The organism is Pseudomonas sp. TNT2022 ID1044 (assembly GCF_028656895.1).
GTDB lineage: Bacteria > Pseudomonadota > Gammaproteobacteria > Pseudomonadales > Pseudomonadaceae > Aquipseudomonas > Aquipseudomonas reinekei.
The window spans coordinates 1-5981 of sequence record NZ_JAMDHB010000016.1 but is presented as its reverse complement, the minus strand read 5'-3'; the positions used below and the strand labels follow the sequence as shown (position 1 = coordinate 5981).

The following is a 5981-nucleotide window of genomic DNA, read 5'->3' as shown; positions in this document are numbered from 1 at the left end:
TCCATTGCTCCCCAAACCCCTATTACGTGTATCCGGCAATCCCGCCGGGATCTTCAACCTGAGGTCATCGCCTCACGGGCCCGCTGTATCTTGTTCAAAATATCCTCTGCCTTTGCATTCCAGACATAGCTGGTTGGCTGCGCATTTCGCAGGGCCAAGAACGTGGTAATCAAGCTCTCCAATTCGCGAACCGAGCTGAAGCTGCCCTGACGTAAATGCACTGTGATGTCGCGAAAGAAGCGTTCCACCATGTTCATCCACGAGCTGGAGGTCGGGGTGAAATGCATGTGGAAGCGTGTGTGCTTCTCTTACCTTGATTAGTTGCGTAACCACCCACGAGGTCTGCCAAGTGCTGACGGATGTCGCGCTCGGCAAACGCATCATGATGCGAAGCACCACCCAGTCGTGGAATGAGATCTACCACGGTCTCATGCCTGTGGAGATTGATGGCTGGCAGCTCATACTCTTCAACGACTGTGACACCCTGGACTACTGCGAGTACTGCAGGTCGCCTGATGGCCGAGTCGGGACACTCGAACTCTGGCAGCGCGACGGAGCTGATCCTGTCGAACTATTGAGTGCTTGGGAGCGAGAACAGCTTGAGCGATTGCTCGCTGGGCTCTGAGTATGCATGCAAAATGGCCGGTGAATGTTTGCCCACTTCAGTCATTTCTAAATCTGCATCCAAGACTGTAGCTATGACATCATTTTCATCACAGACGATTGCCGCCAAGGCTTGGTAGGCTTACCAGGATTTTTAACCTGCAATCCGGGTAACTGCCAATCTGCGATGCAACCACAAACACAAACGGCCCGCCCTCACCAACTGCTCAATGTGCCAATCGAATAGCTAGTGCCTGGCTTCCGAATAGGAGTAACAAATTGCTGAACCGTCCCGACAAAGATGCGCTCCGTGCAATTCTGGAGTCGCAAGTCCAAGAAAAGCTGCAGCACGACCCAGACGCGGTGACGACCTATGCCGCCCAACCTGTACCTGACCGGAAACCGTACACCAGCAAACCCACGGTTCAGGACAAGGCATTTCACAAAGAGCTCGAGCAGATGCGTGCAGACGCCGAAGCTGGAGTGATACAAACGCCTAAGCGTGAACCTGAGGACGGAGGCGCTCCTAGCCTTAAGCTTGATGATTATCCGGATCTGTAAAAAGTGTCGTCGAGAACCTACGGGCTTTGAACGGAGTGCCGACTCAGGCGCAATGGAGACCACGTGAGAAAGCCACCTATGAAAATCATGATCGAAGAATGGGATGGTGACGGGGCGATTCGAATTCCTGATGAGGCGTTGCAGGAGCTGGAGCTTGATGTTGGCGACTCGCTGTATTTGATCGAGGAGTTTGTCGGCAATACACGCTGCCTTGTCCTATCGAAAATGCCTCAAATTGCGGATCGAATAGACGAGCTTGTTGAAGTCTGGGATAGCGTACAGCCTGGTAACGCCGAGGTGAAATAAAGCAGTCACTCGACGAGCCGGGCCTAAGGCCCGAATACGCGATAGCAACAACCCGTCTCAGAAGCTGCCTTGGAAGGAAGCGCGAGACAAACCGTAGCAAGCCTTTCTCCCACTGAAACACTATCGACGAGCAATTACTCCTTCAGTGCAAAAACTGGGTTCATGTCATCAATGCTTACGATGATCTTCGGCTTGCGAATCATGCCCTTCAGTCGCTTAACGGAATAAGTTGCTGCCGCCATGGCGAACTGGCCATTTTCCAGATTGACGAATTCGACCTCATCTCCTGGTTGCAGGCCTAGAGCAGCCCGTACCTGGACAGGGATGGTGATTTGGCCTTTAGAATTCACAGTGGCACTAGCCATGAGGATACCTACGCGATTGGGCACTTAAATGATAGCCGAGCGGTGCGGTAGGCTTTAACGTGAAGACGTGAGGTCGAGCCGGGCTTAAGCCCGAAGGAGCGATAGCCAAAGAAGCTTTAGCTCCGAAGCCCAACAAATCACCTATCCTGCGCCGGAACTGCAGCAGCACGCCCTCTAACAAATCCGTCAGAGCGTGGCTGTATGCACGTGTCGATGTACCTTGGACAGATCAAAACGAGGACATCCATGCCATGAGCATTGAAGCAAAGCTTCTTCACCTCCAATCCATCCAAAACCTCGTCGCGCCATACCGCTACCTGTATTGCGTAGACCTTGAAGCAACCTGTGATGAAGTGGGCGAGTCGGAATCACCAAGGCCGCTCGCAGTCGTCCCAGAACAGATGGAAACGATTGAGATTGGCTTGGTGGTGATCGATCTGGAAACGCTTGAAGTCGTAGATGATTTCCAGCGTTTCGTTCGACCGCTGATCAATCCTGTCCTCACTGACTTCTGCAAACAGCTGACATCCATTCAACAAGCGGACGTGGACAGCGCACACACCTATGCGGAGGTTGGCCAGGAGTTCGGAGCATTCATTGCCCGATATCCAGATGCTGCTTGGGCATCCTGGGGTGACTACGATGCAAGACAGGTTGAGCGTGATGCCGGGTTGGCCACGTGCCCTTCCCTGCTCGCCGGTCTGCAGCACTTCAACGTTAGGAAGTGGCATAAAGGCCTATACGACGATCAACCGAAGAATCTTAAGCAAACAGTGGAGTCGTTGGGCTTGGTTTGGCACGGTACCTATCATCGAGGGATAGACGATGCCAGGAACGTCGCGTCCATCATTAAGGAGATTCTCGGCTGATTAGGTGAGCCGGGCCCATTGGCCCGAAGGAGCGATCTCTCCATTCACTGCACACCACCGCTTAGCCGGGCAAGCGATGACTCGAGCGTAGAATGATTTGAACACAACCTCCCCTCTCACCGCCCGCGAGGTCTGCCAAGTGCTGACGGAAGTCGCGCTCGGCAAACGCGTCATGATGCGAAGCTCCGTCCAGTCATGGAATGAGATCTATCATGGCCTCATGCCCGTGGAGATTGATGGCTGGGCACTTACCCTCTTCAATGACTGTGACACCCTGGACTACTGCGAGTACTGCAGGTCGCCTGATGGCAGAGTCGGGACACTTGAGCTCTGGCTGCGCGATGGAGTTGACCCTGTCGACCTGTTGAGCGCCTGGGAGCGAGAACTGCTCGAACGATTGCTCGCTGCCCTCTGAGCCTCCATGCAAAAAAAGGCAGGTGAGGGTTTGGTCACTTCAGTTATCTCGAAAACTGCATCCAAGACTGTAGCTATGACATCATTTTCATCACAGACGATTGCCGCCAAGGCTTGGTAGGCTTACCAGGAACACAGCGATAATTATTAACGTCGCTACTTTCACAACCCGGCCAACGCCCCGGTCGAACAGTTAGTGCCTGGCTTCCGCATTAGGAGTAACAAATTGATAACCCGCCCCGACAAAGACGCGCTCCGTGCAATGCTGGAATCGCAAGTGCAAGAAAAGCTGCAGCACGACCCAGACGCGGTTACGACTTATGCAGCCCAGCCTGTACCTGACCGAAAACCGTACACCAGCAAACCCACGGTTCAGGACAAGGCTTTTCACAAAGAGCTCGAGCAGATGCGTGCAGACGCGGAAGCTGGAGTGATACATACGCCTAAGCGCGAGGCGGATGACGGAGGCGCTCCTAGCCTTAAGCTTGATGATTATCCGGATATGTAAACGTGCCACTGAGAATCTACAGGCGGGAACGGCTTACCAAACTGGTTTGTAAGAGAACTTCTTCCGGATTTGTACAAGAGTTAGTAGCTCTGATCTCCAAGATGCCGCCAGCCAGACACGACGGATGCTTCAGGCAGAATTGCTGTCCAGGGTTTACGTCGAGCCGGGCCATGAGGCCCGAAGTAGCGACATTAAGAAAATGCCTCGACAAGCCACCTACTGCTAAGCCGCTCTCCCGCAAAGACGAGCGCAGTGCACTGTCATAAATTGTCTCAGCTGAAGCCCGCCCCGTTCTTGAAATCGTCTTGATTCGCCGGTACTTGTAGGTCACCAAAGTCATGCACGGAAAGCAACCATGCACGCAAGATTCAGAGTGATTGAAACCACCACATTGGACGATGGCAGCAAGCGATACAGGGTCGTTGATCTTGTAGAGGGTGGTTCAGCTAGCAAGCATGGCGTGTTCAAGGCCAGGGTCGAGGCAGACGATATTTGTTCGCTCCTCAATGCCGAGCATCCACGTCAGAATGGTGTAGGTCGTGCGCCCCTAAGCCTATGAACCACCCGTTTCGGAACACCAAGCGCCGGATGACTTTGTAGGACAGCTGCATGCCTATAGCCCAGTCGTGGATTCCCGTTCCGAAAGTACGTTTTGAAGTCGCTCTAGGTTAAGTCGCTGACACTCAACCTCGGCTTTCACTTGCGCCTGATAGGTGGTCTTGAGACATAGTTTCTCTTCGTTGTCATAGACGTTCAATTCTATGGGTACCGTCTTGTAGTAGAAGCGCGCTCCATTACGCATGGATCCCCTTTTCCATTGAAATTCGGTGTCGTCTGGAGCTCCAAGCTCGCGACGTCTCGATCATGTGGCGAGCACCCGGAAGTGAAGCCGAACCGCCAGCTACACTAAATCGATACATTTCTGCACAGAGACTTCGACAATGGTCACCAAAACCGCAATCGTATTCGCTGGCGGCGGCAGCTTGGGCGCTGTCCAAGTGGGTATGTTGCGGGCCTTGGTCGAGGCGAACGTTCGATTCGACATGGTGGTGGGCGCTTCGGTGGGCGCCATCAACGGTGCCTATTTTGCCGCAAGACCCGATTCCGAAGGCGTCGAGGCGCTCGCCAATTTCTGGCGCGGCCTACATAAAACGGACATCTTTCCCCTGTCCTGGCTCGATACCTTTAGAGGACTGATCAAACGGCGTGGCTTTCTGTTGCAGCCGGCGGCTTTGAACCAACTGTTGGGTCAGGCGCTGACTATACACCGCATTGAGGATGCGGCGTTGCCCCTGCACATCGTCACCACCGACCTGCTGAGCGGTGCCGAGACCGTTCTGTCCAGTGGCGAACTCCGACAGGCATTACTGGCCAGCGCTGCCATCCCGCTGGTGTTCCCCTGCGTAAAAATTGCCGATCAATTCCTGATTGACGGTGGCGTGGCAAGCAATACACCTATTTCAACTGCCGTAGCCCTGGGCGCCACCAACGTGGTGGTGGTTCCTACAGGAGTGAGTTGCGCCTTACCACAACCGCCCCGAGGCTTGATCGCCTTAGCCCTACATACCGTCAACCTTATGAGCATGCGCCAGTTGGTGAATGACATCGAACACTTCCGCACTCTCACCACCCTACACATCGTCCCGCCCTTGTGCCCTATGGATGTCTCGGTATTCAACTTTGACCAGACCGAGTCTTTGCTACAGCGCGCCTATACGCAGACCTTCCAGTGGCTGGAACATGGAGGACTCGAACGCACCGAGGTACCCGGTTCCTTGGCCATCCATTCACATGCCCATGAGCATTGAGTGATGTGAATCACCTATAAAAGAGGCCCTCAACACTCAGTGCAAACTTGCGAGAGTACCTAGAGAGGTTGAGCCTGCCCCACGTTACCAATGCCTATTCAGATGCAATGGAGACCGCACATGAGAAAGCCGCCTATGAAAATCATCATCGAAGAGTGGGACGGTTACGGTGCAATTCGAACTCCGGACGAAGCGCTGCAGGAATTGGAGTTGGATGTCGGCGATGCTGTGTATCTGATAACCAACACTTCTGCGCAGGAGATGCTAGATGAGCATTGATTGGATCAACTTCACACCTTGGTCTTCGTTAATCGGGGGAGCCCTAATAGGGCTGGCAGTTAGCTTGTTTGTTCTCGCTAATGGCCGTATTGCTGGAGTCAGCGGATTGATTGGCAACGTGATGCAATTTGATAGCGAAGGCTGGAGCGAGAAGGCGCTGTTTCTTCTGGGTCTTTTGCTTGCGCCCTTGTTGTGGGGAGCATTGACCGTTTTGCCGGAAATAGAGATCAAGACAGAGTGGCCGGCCCTGGACTTGCCCCTACAAAAC

At 53.7% G+C, this 5981-nt stretch carries 9 protein-coding genes and 2 pseudogenes; 9 read left to right on the top strand and 2 right to left on the bottom strand.

Features of this window, described 5'->3' with window-relative positions:
- Window positions 1-53 precede the first annotated feature (53 nt).
- Window positions 54-308, bottom strand: a pseudogene (locus M5G20_RS19390) (IS630 family transposase); the annotation flags it as partial.
- On the opposite strand from M5G20_RS19390, the gene M5G20_RS30325 reads away from it, so the two are divergent.
- The 3 genes from M5G20_RS30325 (at window position 296) to M5G20_RS19380 (ending at window position 1470) form a co-directional block, all read left to right on the top strand.
- Window positions 296-625, top strand: a complete 330-nt coding sequence (locus M5G20_RS30325) for a DUF7693 family protein (protein WP_443218312.1) — start codon at window positions 296-298, stop codon at window positions 623-625. The pseudogene M5G20_RS19390 and the gene M5G20_RS30325 overlap by 13 nt on opposite strands.
- Before the next feature lie 257 nt (window positions 626-882).
- The gene (locus M5G20_RS19385) at window positions 883-1164 is read left to right on the top strand and encodes a hypothetical protein (RefSeq protein WP_273920369.1); all 282 of its coding nucleotides are present in this window, start codon (window positions 883-885) and stop codon (window positions 1162-1164) included.
- 78 nt (window positions 1165-1242) lie between these two features.
- Window positions 1243-1470 (top strand): AbrB/MazE/SpoVT family DNA-binding domain-containing protein, encoded by a 228-nt coding sequence (locus M5G20_RS19380; protein ID WP_273920367.1) that lies wholly within the window; start codon window positions 1243-1245, stop codon window positions 1468-1470.
- Between the two features lie 134 nt (window positions 1471-1604).
- Here M5G20_RS19380 and M5G20_RS19375 read toward each other — a convergent pair whose 3' ends face one another.
- Window positions 1605-1835, bottom strand: a complete 231-nt coding sequence (locus tag M5G20_RS19375) for an AbrB/MazE/SpoVT family DNA-binding domain-containing protein (protein ID WP_273920366.1) — start codon at window positions 1833-1835, stop codon at window positions 1605-1607.
- A gap of 251 nt (window positions 1836-2086) precedes the next feature.
- Here M5G20_RS19375 and M5G20_RS19370 point away from each other — a divergent pair, with 251 nt between their 5' ends.
- From M5G20_RS19370 to M5G20_RS19345, 6 genes and pseudogenes are all read left to right on the top strand, one after another.
- On the top strand, window positions 2087-2704 hold the full coding sequence (locus M5G20_RS19370) for a 3'-5' exonuclease (protein ID WP_273920365.1): 618 nt from the start codon (window positions 2087-2089) through the stop codon (window positions 2702-2704).
- A gap of 97 nt (window positions 2705-2801) precedes the next feature.
- Complete coding sequence (locus M5G20_RS30320; RefSeq protein ID WP_273920364.1) at window positions 2802-3119, top strand: DUF7693 family protein; 318 nt, start codon at window positions 2802-2804, stop codon at window positions 3117-3119.
- 225 nt (window positions 3120-3344) lie between these two features.
- The gene (locus M5G20_RS19360; protein WP_273920363.1) at window positions 3345-3626 is read left to right on the top strand and encodes a hypothetical protein; all 282 of its coding nucleotides are present in this window, start codon (window positions 3345-3347) and stop codon (window positions 3624-3626) included.
- A gap of 941 nt (window positions 3627-4567) precedes the next feature.
- Window positions 4568-5434 (top strand): patatin-like phospholipase family protein, encoded by an 867-nt coding sequence (locus tag M5G20_RS19355; protein ID WP_273920362.1) that lies wholly within the window; start codon window positions 4568-4570, stop codon window positions 5432-5434.
- 120 nt (window positions 5435-5554) lie between these two features.
- Window positions 5555-5674: pseudogene (locus M5G20_RS19350) on the top strand (AbrB/MazE/SpoVT family DNA-binding domain-containing protein); the annotation flags it as partial.
- A 28-nt stretch (window positions 5675-5702) separates the two neighbouring features.
- Window positions 5703-5981, top strand: a 279-nt coding sequence (locus M5G20_RS19345) for a YeeE/YedE family protein (RefSeq protein ID WP_443218311.1), incomplete at its 3' end; no start/stop codon positions are given.

What these genes read in the sequence shown, in the direction of transcription:
- M5G20_RS19370 (WP_273920365.1), top strand. Translation starts at nt 2,087, where the DNA reads ATGAGCATTGAAGCAAAGCTTCTTCACCTCCAATCCATCCAAAACCTC.
- M5G20_RS19375 (WP_273920366.1), bottom strand. Translation starts at nt 1,835, where the DNA reads ATGGCTAGTGCCACTGTGAATTCTAAAGGCCAAATCACCATCCCTGTC.
- M5G20_RS19380 (WP_273920367.1), top strand. Translation starts at nt 1,243, where the DNA reads ATGAAAATCATGATCGAAGAATGGGATGGTGACGGGGCGATTCGAATT.
- M5G20_RS19355 (WP_273920362.1), top strand. Translation starts at nt 4,568, where the DNA reads ATGGTCACCAAAACCGCAATCGTATTCGCTGGCGGCGGCAGCTTGGGC.